Here is a 17,898-nt window from a genome sequence, read left to right on the forward strand (position 1 = left end):
CTCGAATTCACCCTTAAGACTGATCCGCTGGCACCGGTCTCCGCATAGCGTTGAGACATGATCACCTTGGAGAACATCAACCGCAGCTTCGGCGACAAACAGGTGTTGCACGATCTCAGCTTCAACATCGGCGATGGCAGGATGACCGGTTTCGTCGGGTCGAACGGCTCCGGCAAGACCACGACCATGCGGGTCCTCCTCGGCGTGCTGGCCGCGGACTCCGGACGTGTCCTCGTCGACGGCAACCCCATCACCGCCGACCACCGCGGCGCGATCGGCTATATGCCCGAAGAACGCGGCCTCTATCCGAAGATGCCGATCATCGATCAGCTCGTCTACCTCGCCCGCTTCCACGGCCTCACCCGCCAGGCGGCGAAGAAGCGCGGCCTCGACCTCCTCGAACAGCTCGAACTCAAGGGGGAACCCACCGACACCCTCGAATCGGTCAGCCTCGGCAACCAGCAGAAGGTGCAGATCGCGGCGGCACTCATCCACGGCCCGCAGGCGCTCGTCCTCGACGAACCGTTCTCCGGACTCGACCCCGTCGCCGTCGACCGCACTCTGAACGTCCTCACCTCGTTCGCCTCCTCCGGCGCGCGTCCTGTTCTCCAGCCACCAGCTCGACCTCGTCGAACGCCTCGTCGACGACCTCGTCATCATCAATGACGGCCGCCTCGTCGCCGCCGGCACCACCACGGAGCTGCGCCGCCAACGCAGCCTGCCCGAATGGACGCTGCATACCGATGCGGACCTCGGCTGGGTGCGCGGTCTGCCCGATATCTCCGTCGTCGAACTCGACGGCAATTGGGCCCGGTTCACCGCCCCGAATGCCGATGCCGCCGAGGCGGTCCTGCGCCACGCACTCACCGTGTCCTCGGTGACGTCGTTCGCTCCGCACGAAGTCGCCCTCAACCGTCTCTTCCAGGAGGTCACGCAGTCATGAGTACCACCGATACGACCACCGCAGCCGACAGCACCCCCACAGCCCGCACCGCCACGAGCCGTGCCGGCTTCACCACCGCTATGGGGCTCGTCGTCGAACGCGAGATCATGGTCCGTCTCAAGTCGAAGGCCTTCATGGTCTCGACGATCCTGTCCATCGTCCTCTTCGGTGTCCTCGTTGGGGTCTCCGGGGCGCTGCCCTCACTGTTCTCCTCCACGGACGAGGTGGCGGTCACCTCGGCGGGGGCGAAAGCCATCGAAGGGATCGACGATGTCGAACCCGTCGCCGTCGCTGATGTCGACGAGGCGAAAGCCCTCATCAACTCCGAGAAGGTCGAAGCTGCAGTCGTCGAGTCAGAGGATTCGCCGACCGGGGTTGCCGTCCTGTCGCTGCGGTCGGCTCCGGAGTCGCTCATCGGCTCACTCAGCCTCACCCCCGAGGTGGAGCTGCTCGACCCGGATGCCCCGGACCCGGTGCTCACCTACTTCATCGGGCTCGGGCTCGGGCTCGTGTTCTTCATGGCGGCGATGACGTTCGGAAACACGATCGCCTCGTCCGTGGTGGAGGAGAAGCAGTCACGGATCGTCGAGATCCTGCTCGCATCCACCTCGGCGCGGGTGCTCATGTTCGGCAAGGTCATCGCGTGCACGATCCTCGCCTTCGCGCAGATCGGGCTCACCGCCCTCGCGGTCCTTGCGGGCGCCGCCATCAGCGGAAACGACATGGTGTTGGGCAAGGTTGCCGAACCGATCGCTTGGTTCATCCCGCTCTTCATCGTCGGCTTCGTCATGGTCGCCGCGCTCTACGCGGCCGCCGCCTCGATGGTCTCGCGCACCGAGGATCTGCCCTCGACGAGCACGCCGATCATGATGCTCATCTTCCTGCCGTATATGGGCGTCATCATCTTCTCGTCGAATGAAACGGTCATGGCGGTGCTGTCTTACATCCCGTTCTCGGCGGCGGTGGCCGTGCCGATGCGCGTCTTCCTCGGCACCATCGAATGGTGGGAACCGCTGGTGTCCCTGCTCATCCTCATCGTCACCACGTTGCTCGCCCTTCTGCTGGCCACAAGGATCTTCGAGCGCTCGATCCTGAAGTCGGGTCCGAAGCTGTCGTGGGGGCAGGCGCTGAAGCGGTGACAGAGCGAGCATGTCTGAGATGTCGAAAGTTAACAGCTGAGCTCTAACATGTCCTCGACGGCGAATTTCAGTATCACCGATCCTGACAACATCGGCTGTCACAAAATGGCAGACTGGAAGCATGTCCGAGAATTTTTCTGATGACGCCCGGTCGCCGGAGGTCGATCCGCCGCCGGTCAGCCGTCGACAGCGCCGTGAAGAAGAATTCGCGGACTCCCGCTCCCCCTGGAAGCGCCGATTGGGCATCGTCCTTCAGGTGGTCGCGTGGACACTGGCCGGCATCTTCGCGCTCATCATCGTGGTCACGGTTGTGGTGCCGAAAATCATCGGAGCAGAGCCGTTCACGGTGATCTCCGGATCGATGGAGCCGACCATTCCGACCGGCTCGATCGTCGTGTCCAAGCATGCCGAAGCCGGCGAGGTCGCATTCGGCGATGTCGTGACCTATCAGCTGAAGTCCGGAGAGCCTCTGACAGTGACACACCGCGTCGTGGCGGTGGATGTCGTCGAAGGCAAAACTCGCTATCGGACCCAGGGAGATGCGAACAACGCCGAAGATCCCCTCCCTGTCCGCCCCCAACAGATCCGAGGAGTCGTCACTTACCACATTCCCTACGTCGGATACCTCGGCCAGTTAGTGCCGATGGGCAGCCGACAAACCATCGCCACGATCGTCGGAGTCTGCCTCATCGGCTACGCAGTCATCATGTTGATCCGCAGCTTCATCGAGCATCGACGGACGAAACGCCCTTCATCTGACCCCGGTATCAAACAATGAACTCTGCGGTCAAGGTCACTCCTTTTTCGCACAATTTACATTGCCTGTTGTAACTTTCACGGCTACCATCATTCATGGATGCTGAATATGTGCACCATGGCGCAGGTGAAGTTCGGTAAGTGACTATTTGATGACTTCACGCGTCGACAACCACCCCTCCCGTACACACAGGAGCACACGTGAAGAAATCAACGAAGGCACTCATCGCAGGCGGCATCGGCGTCGCTCTCCTCGTCGGCGGTGCCAGCACCGTCTCGTTCTGGACCGACGAAGCAGAAGGCGGCGACGGAGTCATCTCCTCTGGAACTCTCGACCTCGGCACCCCCGCCGGTGGTGGCTGGGAGATCAGCCACGAAGGCGACGGATCCGGCACAGCGACCGAGCCGGTGGCGTTCAACCCCGGTTCTGACCAGATCGTCCCCGGCGACATTCTCACTTACACGCAGTCGATTCCCGTCACCCTCGAAGGCGAGAACATCAAGGCTGAGTTCAACGGCAACCTTGATGTGACGCCTTCTAGCGCCGCTGATGCTGACGCGGCACTTGCCGAAGCCATCACGGCCCAGGATCTCGCGGCCAGCGGCCTGACTGACGCGACCGGAGGCCTCACCCTCGACGGCGAAACGCTCACCGGTGAAGGTGACGGCTCGGTCGAGGTGACGACCACGATCACCTTCCCGTGGGGAACCGAGGGTCAGTACAACGATGCCAAGCTAGGTGCACTCAACTTCGCTGTGGACTACACCCTCACCCAGGTCCCCGGCAACTGATCAACATCACCTTCAGGGTGGGTTCGGCTGTTTCGGACCCACCCTTCGACTCTTCCTCAATCCCCGTCTCTACCTGAGGAGTACGCACATGTCTCTCCGTCGCGCAGTGTTCGCTGCCGCAGCCGCCGCTGCGGCCGGCGCACTGCTCATCGGCGGCGGAGCGACGTATGCGGCGTGGTCTGATTCTGCAGAATCCGAAACTGCGAAGATCAGTGCAGGGAGTCTTGAGGCTGACATCTCTCAGTCGGGTCCCTCGGACGTGTCGTACGGTACGAATCCGAGTATCTACCCCAGTTCAGGCAGCAAGGGAATCATCCCCGGAGTCCAGGCTCAACGGTGGACATACACAATCACGAACTCGACGAAGTCGGCGACCGCTGCAGTGGGGACAGTCGATATCGTCGGGTCTCCGTCGAACGACGATGACTACGCAGCTATGCGTTCCTATCTGCGCGCTTCCGCCACCATCGACGGCACGAAGAAGGTCATTCCCAGCTCCGCTTTCGGTTCCAGCGGGTTCTCCCACAAAATCGATCTCGGCAAGACTCTCAAACCCGGTGGCACGGCGACCTTCACTCTCGATCTGTCGATGCCGGCAACTTCGACGAACTCGGCAGGGAAGAAAGTCGACGTCGCCGTCGAACTTCTCAACCGCCGCAGCGCCAGCCTGGACGTCCAGTCCATCTTCACGATGAGAAACTCGCTACAGCTCAAACAAGCAGGCAAGCCTTGACGCATCGCTTTCCGAAACCGACGACGCGTAAAGCGTGGATGGTCATGGCAATCCTTGCCGCACTTCTGCTGCTCGTCCCAGTGAGCGTAACGACGGCCTACCTCACCAGCCGAGCGACAGCGGGCCAGACCGCTGGCGGCGTCGGTCGCTGGTGCTCGGTTCCCAATCCGACGGAGCACCCTAATGTTTACCGGCTGAACGAATTCGACCGACAGAACTGGGGCGGATCAGAAGTGTCATATATGATCATCGTCCCTGTAGTCCGGAATGGAGAATTCGGCGCTGGCGGAGGGGACGGCCGGCTGGGGATTCGAACCTGGGCCTGCGACTCCAGCCGGTTGACTAACAACTCCAGTCTCAAGGTCACCGCGTGGCGCAACGGAAGTGCATCGACGGACTTCACATGGTTGCCGCCGAAAAACGGTTCTGGACTTCCTTCTCGACGACTCAGTCCTGCTTCTGGCTTTGGGCAGATCATCAGCAAGCTTCATCGGAACGGCACCTCAGGCGGCACTCTGAAAGACAACGACAGACAGTTATACTCCTGGCTTCTGTCCTCAGGGCGCACAAAATCCGATCCGACGAAGGTTCCGCCTTATACAACCCTGACTCACAACTACGATGTCACCCCGGCCCCTACATTCGCCGCAGCGTTCAACGGGGACACCGGGAGCTCAAGGAAATTGACGAACAGTGTCCCGTACCGGGCTAACGCGTATTGGAAGGACGCGGGCACATGGACCGGCTCGTTCTTATCTCAGCCCACCGTTCAAACCGTGAACCTCGCCCCATACGGCAATTATCTTTCAAGCTCCGACGGGCGTCAGGTCGAATGGGTAGTCATGGAATGGTGGGGCTCGACCACTCCAACCGATGACATGGTGCTCGAGGTGTTCGTGGAATGAGCCACCACACTGTTCGAGCCATCATGGCAGCAACAGCCGCATTCGTCCTCAGCTCGGTCCTCGCGACCTTCGCCCCCATCTCGGCAAGCGCCGATGGGCAGATCGTCGTCACCCGTCCCGATGGGAGCGCACCCGGCAAGCTCTTCACCGACCTCACCTTCGTGCCCGGCGACACGAAGACAGAGAAGCTCGTCGTCTCGCAGACGACCGAAGCGGACGTCACGACCGGGATCCGGTTCGAATCCACCTCACCGCATGGCCCACTCCATCACTCCGCCGAGGTCACGATCAGCGGTTTCGGCGACTCTGTATCCTCACCCCTCGGCGAAGCACTTGATACCGAATCCCCATTCTGGCTCGGCACGCTCTCCCCAAGTGACAAGGAATCAATTACGATCTCCGTTCGCCTCCCCGAATCTGCAGGGAACGACACCAAGCGAGAACAAGCGCGATTCCGCGTCATCGTCACCGCTCAAGGCGATGGCGTCGGACCCACGCCTCCGCCGAAGGACTCCACGGCCGATTCCGACGACAGTGCATCGAGCAGTGCAGATGTCTCCGGCTCAGATCAGGATGACGACTCTTCAGCAGACGGCGGCAGCGAAGCCACTGCCACTTCAGATTCGAAAGCGAACGCCGACGAGAGCACCGAGGCCGACGGCGGCTCAGGTTCAGGTGCTGATTCGGACGCTGGAAGTGGAAGCAGTTCAGACGCCGACGGCACAGATCGTGGCGAGTCAGACACAGCTGCGGACACAAACGCAGACTCAGATTCCGATGCCGACGGTTCGCTTCCGCGGACAGGCCTCGGGTCGGTGTCGGTGCTCCTCGTCGGTGCCGGACTGCTGCTCCTCGGCGTCCTTGCCGTCTCCATTGTGCGATGGCGCAGAGGCCGAACTGCGAGTTAACTCAGGCTTCACGTTCCCTCCACTCACCTTGTGTGAATGCTGAGTAGGTTGGAGGCCGTCTGCTCGCACACGACGCTCACGCACTCGTCCGAGCCCTGCCTCCGGCACCGCTCGAATCGTCCCGACAACTCCGCTTCGGTGAGCGTCTGTGCACCTCAACGAAAGGACTGCACATGGCCAGGACAACCCTGCGTCTCGCCGCGGCAACCGGCGCACTCAGCCTCGCACTCTTCGGATTCGCAAGCCCCGCCCAGGCTTCAGGAATCGACGAACCCGGCGGAGCCCGCCAACTCGACGGGGACAACACCGACGCCATCCGCGACGCGGTCGAGGACTCCGGCGCGAAGAACGTCATCCTCCTCATCGGCGACGGCATGGGCGATTCGGAGATCACCGCTGCCCGCAACTATGCGAAGGGCGCCCACGGTCGCTTTGACGGTCTCGATGAGCTGCCCCTGACCGGCCAGTACACGACGTACGCGGTGGACAAGGACACCGGTAAACCGGACTACGTCACCGACTCCGCAGCGAGCGCGACCGGCTGGTCCTCGGGCACGAAGACCTACAACGGGGCGCTCGGCGTCGACCGCAAGGGCAACCCGCACAAGACTCTCATTGAGATGGCCCGCGCCAAGGGCATGAAGACCGGCGACGTCTCGACCGCGGAGATCCAGGACGCGACTCCGGCCGCGCAGCTCGCCCACATCAGCCAACGCGGCTGCTACGGCCCCGAGGAGACGGCCAAGGACTGCTCTGGTGAGGCGCTGGAGAACGGCGGCCTCGGGTCGATCAGCGAGCAGATCCTCAATGCTCGCGCCGATGTCACTCTCGGCGGCGGTTCGGCCTCCTTCGAGCAGAAGGCCACCGCCGGCGATTGGAAGGACAAGACGCTGCGTGAGCAGGCGCAGGACCGCGGCTACCAGCTCGTCGACGACTCCGACTCACTCGATTCCGTCACCGAGGCGAACCAAGATGCACCGGTACTCGGTCTCTTCACAGAGGGCAATTTCCCCGTTCGCTGGGAGGGACCGAAGGCCACCCACGGAGGCGGCACCGAACCGGCCGTGAAGTGCAAGAACAACCCGGAGCGCACCTCGGACGTGCCGAAGCTCGATCAACTGACGAACAAGGCCGTCGATCTGCTCGACAATGACAAGGGCTTTTTCCTCCAGGTCGAGGGGGCGAGCATCGACAAGCAGGATCACGCAGCCAACCCGTGCGGTCAGATCGGTGAGACCGTCGACCTCGACGAGGCGGTCAAGACAGCCCTCGACTTCGCGAAGGAGGACGGCGAAACTCTCGTCATCACCACCGCAGATCATGCTCACACCAGCCAGATCGTCAGCGCCGGTTCGGACACCCCGGGTCTCACCCGGACCCTGACCACCGCCGACGGCTCCGACATGACGATGAACTACGCGACCGCCGACGAAGAGGAGTCGCAGGGTCACACCGGCACGCAAATCCGCATCGCCGCCTACGGCCCGGGTGCGGCCAATGTCGTCGGACTGACCGACCAGACCGACATGCACCACACGATCGCCGACGGCCTGGGACTCGATCCCGACGCCGAAGTGCCCGGCGACCCGGGCGACGACGCGAACGGCAACGACGACTCGAACGGATCTGATGACGCAAACGGCTACGACGATGCCGCAGGCTCGTCCGATGCCAGTGGCAACGATGGTGCGGCAGGCAGCGACGACTCGAACGGGTCCGAGGACTCCAACGGATCGTCCGATTCTGCCGGAGGCGGAGCGGACGCGAACGGCGGAGACGAAGGCGGCGAAGGCAATGCATCGACCGGCGGCGGAGACGAAGGTCCGGGCCTGGCGGGCGGTGGCGGTGGAACCCTGCCGCGCACCGGCGTCGAGATCGGTGCGGCGATCTTCTTCGGCGTGGCCGCAATCATCGGCGGATCAGCCCTGATCCGCATGGCCAAGCGCCGCGGAATCCTCACCGCCTGACATAGCCCGACTGCGGCCAGACTGACAACGGTGCCGGACGCTTCCCAGCGAAGCGTCCGGCACCGTTCGTCTTTCCCACAGGTCGACCTGGCACAGTGGGCACATGGAACCCCTCGACTTCCCGCTGACCACCGACCGCTTGCGACTGCGCACCTACGTCGAATCGGATGCCGAGGAGCAGCTGCGGATCTTCTCCCGCGAAGACGTCGCCCAGTTCCTCCTCGAAGATCCCTGGACCGCCGAGGTGGCCCGGACCAAGGTCTCAGAACGCATCCCGAGAACGGGGCTCGAGACCGAATCCCGTGCCCTGGCCCTGGTCGTCGAAACCGCTGACGGACTCAAAGACATCGAGGGATCACGCGTCATCGGCGACATTGCGATCTGGCTCGACAACGACAGCGATGAGAAGGCGGAGGTCGGGTGGATCCTCGATCCCGCTGCCAGTGGTCATGGATTCGCCACCGAGGCGGCCATCGCCGTCCTCAACGTAGCCTTCGATCACTACGGCCTCCACCGGGTGTTCGCGCAGATGGATGCTCGGAACACCACCTCGGCGAACTTGGCGAAGAGGATCGGGATGCGGCAGGAAGCGCACCTGCGCAAGGACTTGTGGTCCAAAGGCGAATGGACCGACACACTTGTCTTCGGGATGCTCTCCAGCGACCGGCACCAGGCGTAACCGATCCGCCACCACGCCGGTCCGAGCTGATTTTCTGAGATCTCCGCCTCTTTGTGTCACCCTCCGTAGTCGCCTGCCCCTCCGATATGAGACTCTGAGGTGGCCGCAGACGCTCCTTCCGGATCCAGAGGGCAAGCCGGTCACGGGCAGCCCACGAGAAGAGGACAGCAGACACCGATGGCATCAGCCGACCACGACCGCACTGAGTCGCGTCCCACCGCCGAATCCACCGCCTCCACCGCACCCGTCGAAGATGAAGGCAACGCCGGTCTGAAGAGGGGCCTGACTGCCCGCCATATCCGGTTCATGGCGTTGGGCTCCGCCATCGGCACAGGACTGTTCATGGGTTCCTCGGAATCCATCCAAGCCGCCGGACCCGCCGTGCTGCTCGCCTACATCATCGGCGGAGCTGCCGTGTTCATGGTCATGCGGGCACTTGGCGAACTCGTCGTCCGCCACCCCGTCTCCGGCTCCTTCGGCCAGTTCGCCTCCACCTATATCCACCCCTTCGCAGGGTTCCTCGTCGGTTGGACGTTCGCCTTTGAAATGGTCCTCGTCGCCGTCTTCGACGCCACCGCGATCGGCGTCTACATGGGCTTCTGGTTCCCGGATGTGCCCAAGTGGATCTGGGTGCTCGCCGTCGTGTTCTTCATCGCCGCGATCAATATGCTCGGCGTCAAGGTCTTCGGTGAGCTCGAGTTCTGGTTCGCACTCATCAAGATCGCCGCGATCATCGCCCTCATCGTCGCAGGCGTAGGCATCATCATCTTCGGCTTCGGCATCGTCGACCATGACCAGATGGGGCCGCAGGCGCTGTTCCACAACGGCGGCTTCTTCCCCAACGGGTTCTGGGGTCTGCTCTCGTCGTTCACCATCGTCATGTTCGCCTTCGGCGGCGTCGAGATCATCGGCGTCACCGCTGGTGAGGCAAAGAATCCGAAGCAGGTGATCCCGGCCGCGATCAACTCGGTGCCGGTGCGCATCCTCCTCTTCTACGTCCTCACCCTCGGCGTCATCATGTGCATCCTGCCGTGGAATCAGATCACCTCCGAGATCAGTCCCTTCGTGGCGATCTTCGACTCCGTCGGCTTCACCGCGGCCGCCGCCATCCTCCAGATCGTCCTCATCACCGCTGCCCTGTCCGCCATGAACGCCGATATCTTCGGCGCCGGACGGATGCTCCACGGCCTTGCCGAACAGGGGCAAGCTCCACGGTCCTTCGCCCGCACCTCCCGCAATGGCGTGCCGGTGATGACCGTGATCACGATGATCATCGCCCTCCTGGCCGGCGTCGTCCTCAATTACCTCTACCCCGATCAGGCGCTGTTCCTCCTCGGCGCGCTCGCGACCTTCGCCACGGTCCTCGTCTGGCTGATCATCCTCGTCGCCCATATCCGGATGAAGAAGGTGATCGCCGAGGAGGCCCGCCTTCCCAGCGAATTCCCTGTTCCGCTGTGGCCGGTGGGGTCGTGGGTGACGCTCGCGTTCATCGTCTTCATCGTCGTCATGATCGGGGTCGTCCCCGATTCCCGCCCGGCCCTGTGGGTCGGTCTGCTGTGGGTGGCGGCACTGTGGCTGTGCTACATCGCGTTCGTCCGCGGGCAGGGACGTCGGCCATTCGCGCTCACCGACCGCACCGAACCCATGGGCTCCGGAAGGAGCTGACGACCCGGCTCGTGAGGTCGCTGCGACTCACGGCGTCCGGCGGCGCAGCGTCAGCGACCCGACGGTGACGGCTCCGACGATCCAACAGGCGATGAAGCCCACCCGCAGCCAGATGTAGGCATCGTCCTCACTGCCCGTCGACACCGCGACGTTGGCTGCTCCACCGTCCGAGTCCGAGGAGACTCAGACAGGACACCACAGTGGCGAGAACAGCGAAGGTGACCGTCGACGCAACAAGTCCAGTGAGCACCGCCAGCACGCCGACCCCGATGATCGGAGCCGACATCGCCAGATAGGCGAGAATGAAGTACGACGTCGTCACGGCTGTCCGGTTGCGGACCTCGGTGACGGCGGTGATCGCCCTCATCCCCGTAGCAAATAGGAAACCCTGGCCAGCTCCGCCAAAGAGAGCGGAGACGACGAGAAGTACAGTCGAGTCAGTCAGCAACGCAGCCGCCAGAGAACCCATGCTGGCGATCTGGATGATGCCACCACACAGGACCAGAGTCCGGTCAGCCAAGCTCTGGAACAGCAGCTGACACGCCGCAGAAGCTCCGAACAGTGCGAAGACCACCGCTCCGATGACAGCCGACGACTGAATGCCGAGGGCTTGATGCATGAAGCTCGGGGCGACGGCCGAATACAATCCGGCAATGGCGAAGCTCGACACAGCTCCAGGTGCAGCCCGAATGAAGACAACGCGGGACTCTGGCGGGATCGCCGGAAGCTGCATGGCCAGAGAGTGCGAACGGGTCGTCACGCTCTCCCTCACACCCAGCAGCGCAGCGCCTGCGAGGCCGAGGAGGATCACGTGGATGAGGAACGGTGTGAACAGGGGTCGCGGCAGCGCTGCCGCGACCGCTCCCGACATGAGGTTTCCGAGCCCGAGACCTCCGATATTTGCGGCCGTCGCGAGCGAGGTCGCCAAACGGCGACGGCCCTCAGGGGCGTTCTCCAGCACAGCCACCGTTCCGGTCGCAGTGAAGATGCCCGCCGCGACTCCAGACATCACACGCCCCGTGTACAGCAATCCGAGGTGACTGCCGTACATGAAGAGCAGGGCGGAGACCACTGACAAGAGGACTCCAGCGCTCAGCAGCGGCTTGCGCCCCCAGGCCTCGGACAATCTGCCGAAGAAGATGAGAGAGACGATGACAGCTACGGCATAGACCGAGAACAATAGAGTCGTCTGTGTGCTGCCGAACCCGAATTCTGCCTGGTAGCGAGGGTACAGCGGGGTCGGCAGGGTGACACCGATCATCACCACGGCGAACACATAGGTCGACGCAGCCAGAGTCCACCCACTGCCTGTGCGTCGACTATTCGATACGACCGCCGCCTCCGCTCTGCGTTGTTCGCTCACAGTGCCCTGTCACCTCCGCTCACATTCTCTCCTTCCAGTATCTCCTCCACCACTCTCGCCTGTCACAGCGAGGGGCGATGGTGCCCGTGCCCCGTCGCCGCCTCGAAGCAGCGAGCGACGTGGAGGACCATCTCCTCACCGCCGACGGGGCCGATGATCTGCAGTCCGATCGGCAGTCCGGAAGCGCTGAAACCGGCAGGCACGCTCAGTGCCGGGCACCCGGTGGCGGAGAACAGCGTTGTGGAATCGACCCATGCCATATAGTCCTCGACCGGACGCGAGTTGATCATCTTCGGATACTCGTCCTCGGCGGAGAACGGCAGCACTTGGGCCGTGGTGGTGACGAGGACGTCGTGTGTGGTGAAGTAATCATTCATCGCCGAGCACAACCGCACGCGCGCACGATCGAAGTCGAAGAGATCATCGGCAGTCAACGCCAACCCGGCGTCGACATCAGCCTGGAGCGAGGCCTTCAGAGTCCCGGGATTCTCCCGGTTGATGTCGCGCAGGTTGGCCGCGAACTCATAGGCTCTGGCGGTGCGGAACACGTTTCGGGCCTCGCGGAGATCAGGCACGGACTCGCTGAGTCTCGCCCCGAGCCCGGTGAGAACCGGCCCCGCCGCCTCCACCACGGTCTGCACCTCGGCTTCGAGTTCCAGCCGCCCTGCGAGATCGGGCGAGAAGCCTGCCATAATGCCCTGCAGGTCGACTGCGCCGCGGGACAGGATTTCCGACCCGCGCATGTCTCGGCGCTGTGCGCTCGGACTGGTCAGCTCCATGAGCCACGCGACGTCGTCGACAGTGCGTGCCAGGAACCCCGGTTGGCTCAGCCATTGCCACGGGTCCTCCGGCGGCACCTTCGGCAGACGGCCGTGCGAGGGGCGGAGGCCGACGATGTTGGCGAAGGAGGCCGGCAGACGCAATGATCCGCCGGTGTCCGATCCGTCTCCGGCGGCCTGAATGCCACTGGCGATGGCCACAGCCGCTCCGCCGGACGACCCCGCAGCGGAACGGGTGAGGTCATAGGGATTGAGCGTCGTGCCGAACACGCGGTTGGAGGTGTGCGCTCCTGCCGCGAACTCGGGGACATTCGACTTGCCGGTGGAGATCACCCCCGCCGCCTGCAGACGGGCGACGATGGAGCTGCTGCGCTGCGGAACATGATCGGCGAAGATCTCACTGCCATAGGTCGTGCGCATCCCCGCGGTGTCGTGGGTGTCCTTGTGGGTCATCGGAATCCCGAGGAGCGGCGGCAGGTCGTCACCTCCTGCCATACGTCGTCGATCCGCTTCTCTGGCGCCGGCGATCGCCCGCTCGGGTTCGAACGTCACGATGGCGTTCGTGACCGGATTGACCTTCTCGATGCGGTCAAGGTGCGCGGTCACCAATTCGACGCTGCTGATCTCACGGCGTTCGAGTGCAGCCGCCTGTTCGGTCAGGGAGAGCCAGGTCAGAGCCTCAGAGGTCACCGACGACCGGCCACGATGCCGAGGCAGACGCCGAGCAGCGCCGCACCCGCTCCGACGGCAGCCCCCGCGAGGAAGCTGTCTCCGACTGGTCGGCACGCCCCCGGCGCACAGCAGTTCGCGCTGGTCCCGGGGCCTGCCTGCGCACCGACGGCCTCCGGGGCACCGAGCCCGGACGCGCTCCCGCGCCCGGCAGCCTCGGCGCCGTTGCCGGCGGCGAGAACGGTGCCCTCCTCTGCTGGACTCCCAGCGTCTCGGGACATGGCTGCCTCCGGAACGCCGTCGCGGATCGCGGCGTCGATATCGGCGAAGAACTTCTTGGCGATGCGTTTGGCGACTCCGCCGAGCATCCTCTGGCCGACTCCGCCGATGGGTCCGCCGAGGACGGCGTCGGCCTCCCAGGTGATGTCGCTGCCGCCGTCGGCGCCGGGCGCCAGGGCCACCGAGATGTCCGCACCGATGGTGCCGGGCCCGCCCGCCCCCTTCGCGCTGAGAACGAACGACGTGTCTGCGACCTCCTCGGAGAACGCGACTGTGCCTTTGTACGTTCCCTTGATCGCGGCGACGCCCATGGTGAGGACGACGTCGAAGCTGTTCTCACCGGTTCGGGTGAAGCTTTCGACGCCGGGGATCGTCGCGGCCAGGATCTTCTCGTCGTGGAAGGCGGCGTACGCCGTAGCCGGATCTGCGGTCATGGTGGCCGTGGAAGCAATGAGCATGAGTATCGGTCCTTCGTGTCCGGTTGAGGTCAGCGGGAGTGGGCGGCGTCAGCGGCGTGGTCCGCCCGCATGTGCCACAGCGTCGAGGGATCCAGCGGCATGGATCGGATCGCAATCCCTTCGGCGTCTTCGATCGCCGAAGCGATGGCGGTGGCAGCGGGGATTGTTCCGGCCTCGCCGGCGCCCTTGATCCCCAGTGGGTTGAGTGGGCTCGGCGTCTCGAGATGGTCGGTTTCGACGTGCGGGATCTCGGAGGCGAAGGGCATGAGGAAGTCCATGAATGACGCGTTGAGCAGCTGGCCGTCGGTGTCATAGGCCATCTTCTCGTAGAGCGCTCCGCCGACACCTTGGGCGACTCCGCCGTGGACCTGGCCTTCGACGACGAGCGGATTGACCATCGGCCCGCAGTCATGGACGACGCAGTATCGGAGTATCCGGATATCCGCCGTCTCCGGGTCGGTTTCGACGATCGCGGCATGGATGCCGTTGGCAACGGTCGAGCGCAGAGGCGAGAAGAACTCCTGCTCTTCGAGCCCCGGCTGCTCCCCCGGACGGATCGACGGCTCGTCCTCGTCAGATTCCTTGGCGAATTGCGTGGCGGCGCGTGCACTCTCGTCGAACGCATAGCGAAGCGGATTCGACAGGACTGACACCGCTGCCAACGGCATCGACGCACTCGCATCGCCCTTGACCTGGACCATTCCCTCGACGATCTCCAGATCTTCGGGGTCGGCTTCGAGAGATTCACCCGCGATCCGCAGCGCCTTCTCACGCACCTTCTTCGCGGTGAGATGAAGTGCATTGCCTGCCATTACCGCCCCGCGCGAGCCCCATGTGCCCACCGAGTACGGCAGTTTGCGCGTATCTCCGGTCGTGACGTGGACCGTGTCGAGCGGGACTCCCAGTTCATCGGCGACGATCTGAGCGAATACCGTTGCATGGGCTTGGCCGTGTGAGGTCAGCCCCGTCCACACGTTGACCCGTCCTGAGGACTCGATCTCGATGTGGCCGCCTTCATAGGGCCCGGCTCCTGTGCTCTCGATATAGCAGGCGAGTCCGATTCCGACCTGGCGGCCTTCGCTGCGCGCCTGCTCACGATACGACTCGAACTCATCCCAGCCGACGAGTGACTTGAGCTTGTCGAGCGACGTGACGAAGTCGCCGGAGTCAATGCAGCCTTCCGCTCCGTCCTGCATCCGCAGGCCCATGGGATGGGGGAATTCGCGGACGAAGTTGCGCAGACGCACTTCGGCCCGGTCGAGGCCCAGTTCGGCCGCGATCGCGTCCATCGTCCTCTCCATCATGAACACGGCGTGAGCTCTGCCCGCGCCGCGATACGGGGTGACCATGACGGTGTTCGTGTAGAGCGACCAGTACTCGACGCGGAACGCCGGGATCGCGTAGGGGCCCATGATGTGCGTCGAGGTGTTGAGCGGGACGATCACCCCATAGGGCAGGTAGGCGCCGTTGTCATGCCAGAACTTGACGTCGAGCCCGAGGATCCGGCCCTCGTCATCGAAGCCGACCCTGACCCACTGGGTCTGGGCCCTCTCGTGGGCGGAGGAGATGAAGTGCTCGCGACGGTCCTCTGTCCATTTGACCGTGGTCTCGAGCGCTCGGGCGGCGCAGGCCACGGCGAGTTCCTCCGGCCAGGGATGGTTGATCTTCACTCCGAAGGCTCCGCCGACATCAGGTGTGATGACCTCGACCTTAGTCAGCGGAAGTTCGAGCTTGGCGGCCAGAACGGCCCGCAGACCGGTGCTCGTCTGCGTCGAGGAGTGAACTTCGAGGCTGCCGTCGCCGGAATCCCACCGTGCGACGACGCCTTTGCCTTCCATCGGCATGCAGGCGCTGCGTTCGAACTCGAGGTCGAGTTCGAGGACGTGGGGTGCTCCCCCGAGTCCCGAATCGATGTCGCCGACCTCCTGCACCAGGTGCGCGGCGACGTTGTCGGTCATTCCCTCATGGACGATTCGCGTCCCGGCGCGCGAGGCTTCGACGCCGACGACCGGATCACAGAAGCGGTAGTCGACTTCGATGCGGTTCGCTGCGTCTTCGGCGATATAGCGGTTCTCGGCCACGACCATGACGATGGGCTCGCCGACGAAATTCACATGGTCCTTGGCCAGCGCGTACCCGGTGTGAGGGGCGACGATCGAGGGATGCGGGATGAGCATCGGCAGCCGCTGGGCGGCCTCGCCGGGCAGGTCCTCGTGCGTCCACACCGCAATGACGCCGTCGACGTCGAGGGCGCCGGAGACATCGATGTCGATGATGTCCGCATGGGCGTGTGGACTGCGCACGAATGCCGCTGCAATCGCCGAGCCGGAGACATCATCGACATAGCGTCCGTGACCGGTGAGCAGACGGGGGTCTTCGCGCCGGGTGATCTTCTGGCCGAAGAGGCGGGTGGTCATTGCGAAGCCCCCTCAGCGCGCAGCTCGGCGGCTCGTTGCACGGCGGAGACGATGTTCTGATACCCGGTGCAGCGGCAGAGGTTTCCGGACACCGCCTCCCGCGCTTCCTCCTCGCTCGGGTGCGGGTTCTCGTCGATATAGGCATCGATGGTCGTGATGAAGCCGGGGGTGCAGAAGCCGCATTGGAGCCCATGGCAGTCAATGAATGCCTGCTGCACATCGGCCGGATGCTCGGGATCGTCGCCGATGCCCTCGACCGTCGTCACCTCATGGCCCTGCGCCGAGCCGGCGAACATGAGACAGGAGCGCACAGGTTCCCCGTCGAGCTGGACGGTGCAGGCCCCGCATACTCCGTGTTCGCAGCCGACATGTGTTCCGGTGAGCTCCAGATCCTGCCGCAGCACATCGGAGAGCAGCTTCCGGTCGGGGACTTCGAGCACGTGCAGAGTGCCGTTGACGGTGAGACGGATGGTCGATGTCGGTTCGGTGTCGAGGCTCTCTGTCATGCTCGTCCTCTCTTCGTGTCGGTTGCTGGTCTCCGGGTGCCGCCGGCCCGCTTCCGTGGGTTCTCACCGCGGCACAGGCGTCGGAACAGTCGAGATGCGAGCACTCCGGTGAGGTGGCGACGGTAGTCAGCCGAGGCGTGGATGTCCCCGCCGGGATCGATGAAGTTCCGCACCGCATCGACGACTGCATCGGCGGCCTCGGGTGCATCGTTGAGCCCGGTCCCGGACACGAGAGCGTCGAGGTTGAGGATTTCGGGGACGTCGGTGACTGAGATGAAGCCGCAGCGCAGGCCCGTCACGGTGTCGTCGTCGACGTCGACGATCATTCCCACGCCCGCAAGTCCGTAGTCCCCGCTGCGCCGGGCGAGTTCGTCGAAGCCGGCCCGAGCCCCGGCCGGCAGACCGGGGAAGACCGCGCGGGTGATGAGTTCGTCAGCTTCGAGACAGGTCTCCAAGGGGCCGACGTTCAGCTCGTCGGCTTCCAGGGACCTTTCTCCCCGGGTGCTGCGAACGTCGACCCGTCCGCCGGTGAGCGCAAGGATCATGGGCATCTCACCATTGGGGTCGGCATGAGCGATGGAGCCGACCGTCGTCCCCCTGTTGCGCACCGCCGGATGGGCGACGAAACGCAGCGCCTCACCGAGGAGGGGATTGGCCGCGGCGATCTCCGCGGAGCGTTCGACCCGGCGATGCGTGGCCCTGGCCCCCACGATGATCTCGGTCTGCCCGTCATCGCCGGTGACCAAGAGTTCGTCGAGTCCGGACACTGCGGTGATATCGATGAGATCGCTGGGAGCGGCGAGCCGCATGTTTAGTACGGGGACGAGACTCTGGCCTCCGGCGAGCACCTTGCCCGCGGCCGAGTGCTCACTCAGCAGATCGAGGGTGTCCTCAAGCGTCGTCGGCCGGTGGATCCGCAATGGTGGTGGCTTCATCGTTC

General features: G+C 64.1%; 15 protein-coding genes and 1 pseudogene. 10 read left to right on the forward strand and 6 right to left on the reverse strand.

Going from position 1 to position 17,898, the window contains the following annotated elements; genetic code table 11:
* The first annotated feature begins 57 nt into the window (after positions 1-57).
* The 10 genes and pseudogenes from LJ362_RS16205 (at position 58) to LJ362_RS16250 (ending at position 10,487) form a co-directional block, all read left to right on the forward strand.
* Positions 58-943 (forward strand): annotated as a pseudogene (locus LJ362_RS16205) (ABC transporter ATP-binding protein).
* Complete coding sequence (locus LJ362_RS16210; RefSeq protein WP_264800039.1) at positions 940-2,082, forward strand: ABC transporter permease; 1,143 nt, start codon at positions 940-942, stop codon at positions 2,080-2,082. The pseudogene LJ362_RS16205 and the gene LJ362_RS16210 overlap by 4 nt, the downstream one beginning before the upstream one ends.
* 121 nt (positions 2,083-2,203) lie before the next feature.
* A complete protein-coding gene (locus LJ362_RS16215) occupies positions 2,204-2,860 on the forward strand; it encodes a signal peptidase I (RefSeq protein WP_264800040.1) in 657 nt (218 codons plus the stop codon).
* A gap of 179 nt (positions 2,861-3,039) precedes the next feature.
* Entirely contained in the window at positions 3,040-3,630 is a 591-nt protein-coding gene (locus LJ362_RS16220; RefSeq protein WP_264800041.1) for an alternate-type signal peptide domain-containing protein, read from the forward strand.
* Positions 3,631-3,718: 88 nt separating this feature from the next.
* Positions 3,719-4,363: a SipW-dependent-type signal peptide-containing protein gene (locus LJ362_RS16225; protein ID WP_264800042.1), complete on the forward strand. Its 645-nt coding sequence runs from the start codon at positions 3,719-3,721 to the stop codon at positions 4,361-4,363.
* A 44-nt stretch (positions 4,364-4,407) separates the two neighbouring features.
* On the forward strand, positions 4,408-5,268 hold the full coding sequence (locus tag LJ362_RS16230; RefSeq protein WP_264800043.1) for a hypothetical protein: 861 nt from the start codon (positions 4,408-4,410) through the stop codon (positions 5,266-5,268).
* Positions 5,265-6,176 (forward strand): LPXTG cell wall anchor domain-containing protein, encoded by a 912-nt coding sequence (locus LJ362_RS16235; protein WP_264800044.1) that lies wholly within the window; start codon positions 5,265-5,267, stop codon positions 6,174-6,176. The genes LJ362_RS16230 and LJ362_RS16235 overlap by 4 nt, the downstream gene beginning before the upstream one ends.
* 173 nt (positions 6,177-6,349) lie before the next feature.
* Positions 6,350-8,143 (forward strand): alkaline phosphatase, encoded by a 1,794-nt coding sequence (phoA, locus tag LJ362_RS16240; RefSeq protein WP_264800045.1) that lies wholly within the window; start codon positions 6,350-6,352, stop codon positions 8,141-8,143.
* Positions 8,144-8,246: 103 nt separating this feature from the next.
* Complete coding sequence (locus LJ362_RS16245; RefSeq protein ID WP_264800046.1) at positions 8,247-8,822, forward strand: GNAT family N-acetyltransferase; 576 nt, start codon at positions 8,247-8,249, stop codon at positions 8,820-8,822.
* 177 nt (positions 8,823-8,999) lie between these two features.
* Complete coding sequence (locus tag LJ362_RS16250) at positions 9,000-10,487, forward strand: amino acid permease (protein WP_413774215.1); 1,488 nt, start codon at positions 9,000-9,002, stop codon at positions 10,485-10,487.
* 127 nt (positions 10,488-10,614) lie between these two features.
* Here the strand turns inward: LJ362_RS16250 and LJ362_RS16255 are convergent, their stop codons facing one another.
* From LJ362_RS16255 to LJ362_RS16280, 6 genes are all read right to left on the reverse strand, one after another.
* Entirely contained in the window at positions 10,615-11,850 is a 1,236-nt protein-coding gene (locus LJ362_RS16255) for an MFS transporter (protein WP_264800047.1), read from the reverse strand.
* Between the two features lie 62 nt (positions 11,851-11,912).
* A complete protein-coding gene (locus LJ362_RS16260) occupies positions 11,913-13,319 on the reverse strand; it encodes an amidase (RefSeq protein ID WP_264800048.1) in 1,407 nt (468 codons plus the stop codon).
* On the reverse strand, positions 13,316-14,035 hold the full coding sequence (locus LJ362_RS16265; RefSeq protein ID WP_264800049.1) for an SRPBCC family protein: 720 nt from the start codon (positions 14,033-14,035) through the stop codon (positions 13,316-13,318). The genes LJ362_RS16260 and LJ362_RS16265 overlap by 4 nt, the downstream gene beginning before the upstream one ends.
* Positions 14,036-14,064: 29 nt before the next feature.
* The gene (gene cutA, locus LJ362_RS16270) at positions 14,065-16,452 is read right to left on the reverse strand and encodes an aerobic carbon-monoxide dehydrogenase large subunit (protein ID WP_264800050.1); all 2,388 of its coding nucleotides are present in this window, start codon (positions 16,450-16,452) and stop codon (positions 14,065-14,067) included.
* Complete coding sequence (locus LJ362_RS16275) at positions 16,449-16,958, reverse strand: (2Fe-2S)-binding protein (protein WP_264800051.1); 510 nt, start codon at positions 16,956-16,958, stop codon at positions 16,449-16,451. Before LJ362_RS16275 ends, cutA begins: the two co-directional genes overlap by 4 nt.
* The gene (locus LJ362_RS16280; RefSeq protein ID WP_264800052.1) at positions 16,955-17,893 is read right to left on the reverse strand and encodes an FAD binding domain-containing protein; all 939 of its coding nucleotides are present in this window, start codon (positions 17,891-17,893) and stop codon (positions 16,955-16,957) included. The genes LJ362_RS16275 and LJ362_RS16280 overlap by 4 nt, the downstream gene beginning before the upstream one ends.
* Positions 17,894-17,898 lie beyond the last annotated feature (5 nt).

The sequence above is a fragment of the Brevibacterium sp. JSBI002 genome (genome assembly GCF_026013965.1).
Taxonomy (GTDB): domain Bacteria; phylum Actinomycetota; class Actinomycetes; order Actinomycetales; family Brevibacteriaceae; genus Brevibacterium.

Excerpts from the sequence above, each read along its gene's own strand:
- LJ362_RS16280 (WP_264800052.1), bottom strand. The coding sequence starts at position 17,893 with ATGAAGCCACCACCATTGCGGATCCACCGGCCGACGACGCTTGAGGAC.
- LJ362_RS16250 (WP_413774215.1), top strand. The coding sequence starts at position 9,000 with ATGGCATCAGCCGACCACGACCGCACTGAGTCGCGTCCCACCGCCGAA.
- LJ362_RS16275 (WP_264800051.1), bottom strand. The coding sequence starts at position 16,958 with ATGACAGAGAGCCTCGACACCGAACCGACATCGACCATCCGTCTCACC.
- LJ362_RS16245 (WP_264800046.1), top strand. The coding sequence starts at position 8,247 with ATGGAACCCCTCGACTTCCCGCTGACCACCGACCGCTTGCGACTGCGC.
- phoA (WP_264800045.1), top strand. The coding sequence starts at position 6,350 with ATGGCCAGGACAACCCTGCGTCTCGCCGCGGCAACCGGCGCACTCAGC.
- LJ362_RS16215 (WP_264800040.1), top strand. The coding sequence starts at position 2,204 with ATGTCCGAGAATTTTTCTGATGACGCCCGGTCGCCGGAGGTCGATCCG.
- LJ362_RS16235 (WP_264800044.1), top strand. The coding sequence starts at position 5,265 with ATGAGCCACCACACTGTTCGAGCCATCATGGCAGCAACAGCCGCATTC.
- cutA (WP_264800050.1), bottom strand. The coding sequence starts at position 16,452 with ATGACCACCCGCCTCTTCGGCCAGAAGATCACCCGGCGCGAAGACCCC.
- LJ362_RS16225 (WP_264800042.1), top strand. The coding sequence starts at position 3,719 with ATGTCTCTCCGTCGCGCAGTGTTCGCTGCCGCAGCCGCCGCTGCGGCC.
- LJ362_RS16230 (WP_264800043.1), top strand. The coding sequence starts at position 4,408 with ATGGCAATCCTTGCCGCACTTCTGCTGCTCGTCCCAGTGAGCGTAACG.
- LJ362_RS16210 (WP_264800039.1), top strand. The coding sequence starts at position 940 with ATGAGTACCACCGATACGACCACCGCAGCCGACAGCACCCCCACAGCC.
- LJ362_RS16265 (WP_264800049.1), bottom strand. The coding sequence starts at position 14,035 with ATGCTCATTGCTTCCACGGCCACCATGACCGCAGATCCGGCTACGGCG.